At 65.2% G+C, this 2,917-nt stretch carries 4 protein-coding genes; all 4 read left to right on the top strand.

The genetic code is table 11. The features are described 5' to 3' along the window. Positions 1–142 precede the first annotated feature (142 nt). The 4 genes from D4B81_RS17650 (at position 143) to D4B81_RS17635 (ending at position 2,803) form a co-directional block, all read left to right on the top strand. Positions 143–601: a GNAT family acetyltransferase gene (locus tag D4B81_RS17650; protein WP_075958490.1), complete on the top strand. Its 459-nt coding sequence runs from the start codon at positions 143–145 to the stop codon at positions 599–601. A 444-nt stretch (positions 602–1,045) separates the two neighbouring features. After that, positions 1,046–1,678, top strand: coding sequence for a maleylpyruvate isomerase family mycothiol-dependent enzyme (locus tag D4B81_RS17645; RefSeq protein WP_122263962.1), 633 nt, complete (start codon positions 1,046–1,048; stop codon positions 1,676–1,678). Between the two features lie 287 nt (positions 1,679–1,965). Next, entirely contained in the window at positions 1,966–2,589 is a 624-nt protein-coding gene (locus D4B81_RS17640; protein WP_122263961.1) for a DUF2975 domain-containing protein, read from the top strand. Beyond that, positions 2,576–2,803 (top strand): helix-turn-helix domain-containing protein, encoded by a 228-nt coding sequence (locus tag D4B81_RS17635; RefSeq protein ID WP_122263960.1) that lies wholly within the window; start codon positions 2,576–2,578, stop codon positions 2,801–2,803. The genes D4B81_RS17640 and D4B81_RS17635 overlap by 14 nt, the downstream gene beginning before the upstream one ends. The last annotated feature ends 114 nt before the right edge of the window (positions 2,804–2,917 follow it).

Here is a 2,917-nt window from a genome sequence, read left to right as displayed (position 1 = left end):
CTCCAACACCCCGGCCTGCCCACGCCCAGAATAAGCCGTCCCAAGTCGCTTGACTTCCGTTAGGAACTCAGTAGCGTGCGGCCACGCTCAGTGCGGCAGTACCGCGCGTTCGCGACTCGGCCTGTAAGAGAGACTCAACCGCATGCTGATCACTCCTCTCCCGTCCGAGCTGGAACACGATGCGGTACAGCTGTGGCGCGACTGCGGACTGACCCGTCCGTGGAACGATCCAGGCGCCGATCTGGGGCGTGCCCTCGAGGGCCCGTCGTCCACGGTTCTCGCGGCGGTGACGGACGGGCAGCTTCTCGGCACGGTGATGGCGGGGCAGGACGGTCATCGTGGCTGGGTGTACTACCTGGCCGTCCAGCCCGGCCATCGTGAAGCCGGGATTGGGCGTGCCCTGATGAACGCTGCTGAGTCATGGCTACGCGAGCAGGGCATACCAAAGCTGCAGCTCATGGTGCGTGCTGACAACACTGCCGTCATCAAGTTCTACGAACGGCTGGGCTATGTGGATCAACGGGTCGCTGTCCTTGGTCGATTCCTCGACGAGGAGCTACAAGCGCTACGTGAACAGAACTCGTCGGAGCGATTCCGCTAGGACCGCAGGGCAAGGACGAAGCCCGGCCACCAGAAGCGACCAGCGGCAGAAGCGCGCGTCGTCCGGGGCAGGCCCGAAAGGGGCACCCGACGGAGCAGCACCTGTCTCGGCGACTACCAAGACGGCGGGCCAGGGAGAGTCGGCGTCTTCAGAGCCCCGCATCGGCGGCACTCGAGAAGTCGGTCAGCGTCGGCGTGGTCCAGAACTCTCCAGGAGTGTCCGAGTCGCACCCAGCATCCGAGTTTCTTTCGATTCATGATCGGCAGCGTGACATCAGTCGGGCGCCTGCACAATGACCATCGCCACGGCGGCAGGAGCGCGCGTTCTGCGAGTCTGCTCCTCCATCGGTGCGTGGTCTGGCCGCGATGAGACGCGACCGCTCGTGCAGTCTTCATTCTGGAAGTCGTGACGGACAGCCGTCGCATATTGGTGAAGGAGAGCTGCGTGAGTGATCGATCCGCTATCTGGCAGGCCGTGCATGAGGAGCGACGCCGACTGGTCTCGGATCTGGAGGGCATAGCTCTCGAGCAGTGGCAGACACCTTCGTTGTGTCCTGGGTGGTCGGTGCACGACGTCGTAGCCCATCTCATCGACTCAGCGGTCACGACCCGGCTCGGATTCGTGCGCCAGATGGTCACCGCCCGTTTCGACTTCGACCGCGCGAACGACCATGGTGTGGAGAAGCACAAGGCGACCGACCCCTCTGACACATTGCACGCGTTCCGCGCAGTGACCGACCGCGCAGACGCCCCGCCTGGACCGTTGGCGACCCGTCTGGTGGAGGCGTATGTGCACGGTGAGGACATTCGTCGTCCGCTGGGCATCCACAGCGACTATCCGAGCGAACACGTGATGACGGCCCTGGAGTACATGGTGCGTACCGGTGCTGGGTTCGGCGGAGGCAAAGAGCGTGTCCGCGGCCTCCGACTCACCCCGCTACCCCACGGCCGAGCCATCGGTGAAGGCCCCGAGGTGTGTGGCCACGCGATCGTGTTGCTACTGGCCGTGTCCGGTCGACCGACCGGTTCTGACGAGCTCACGGGGGAAGGCGCGCAACTGCTCGCCACTCGTGCCTGAGGGCCGCTCCCGCAGGCAACGACCAGGCGGCGACGTAACGATGGGCGCCGGAGTGAGCGCGCGGAACACTTCCGGCTCCCGCGCGGTCACCCGCCTTGCGGCAAATGAGTGCGTCCCGTCGCGCTGGACATGGCACGTGACGACGGCTCGCAGCCCGAGATCCGCGACGCTGAGGGACTAGCCGGTGGCGCTGCGGGTGGTCTGCCGCGGCGGTCGATCTTGACCTGCGCAACGCCGCGGTCTTATCGTTCCTCAATACATCGAAAATCGATAAGGGGGCGTGAGCAATGGCGGGCACGACGACAACGGTTCAGCCGTCGCGGCTGGGCGTCACGACGAGGGTCCTGGACGTTCTCATCTGGGGGGGAGTGGCGGTATGCCTGGTGCGTCTGTTCGCGATCTTGACCGGGATCGTCCCAATGTGGTGGTGGGACGACGCGTGGGTTGACGCGACAGCGATGCCCCAGATACTCCAGTTCGACTACCAGGTCACAGAGGAAGATCCCACCAAAGCCGACATCCGCTTGCTCCCCTTGTGGCTTCGAATGCTCGGCTCGGTCTCGATCGTCCTGTTCACCGTCATGTTCGTCCTCATCCTGGGCGGTGCCCGCCTCATGGCGAAGCGCGCAATGCAGGGTGCGCCGTTCGCGCCCGACGTCGCCGGCCGCCTGCGCAGCATCTCTGCAGCAGTGATCTCTCTCGCGGTCATCCGGGTCCTGGTCGACGTGGCGACCATCTCTGGCGTCCTGAGCTGGGAGCCCCCGGACTCGCGGTGGCACGGACTGGCCATCGGCACCAACCTTCCCTCGATCTCACTCAGCTTGGTCATCGCGGCCGTCGTCGCCAGAGTGCTGGCGTCAGCGGTCGAGCGAGGGGCTCGTCTGGAGAAGGAGATGGATGGGCTCGTCTGAGGAACACCGCATCGTCTCTCGCCTCGGCGAAGTACTCCTTGCCCGCGGAATGACCCTCACCCAGCTCTCTCAGGCCACGGGAATCACGCTGGCCAACCTCTCGATTCTCAAGAACGGCAGGGCCAAAGCGGTGCGGTTCAGCAGTCTCACGCTGATCTGCGACGCCTTGCAATGCACGCCTGCAGATCTGCTAGACCTTGCCCCCAAGCAGTGACGCCCCTGGAAGCTCAAACCCTCCGCCTCGATCCGTCCCGAGAGCGGCAAAGTCGGACGAGCGCAGCCGTCCTCCCCGCGGCAAAGTCGGACGAGCGCAGCCGTCCTCCCCGCG

This window comes from Ornithinimicrobium cerasi, from assembly GCF_003702705.1.
GTDB classification, from domain to species: Bacteria; Actinomycetota; Actinomycetes; order Actinomycetales; family Dermatophilaceae; genus Ornithinicoccus; species Ornithinicoccus cerasi.
Note: the sequence above shows the minus strand (reverse complement) of the source record. Positions and strands in the feature narration are given on the sequence as shown.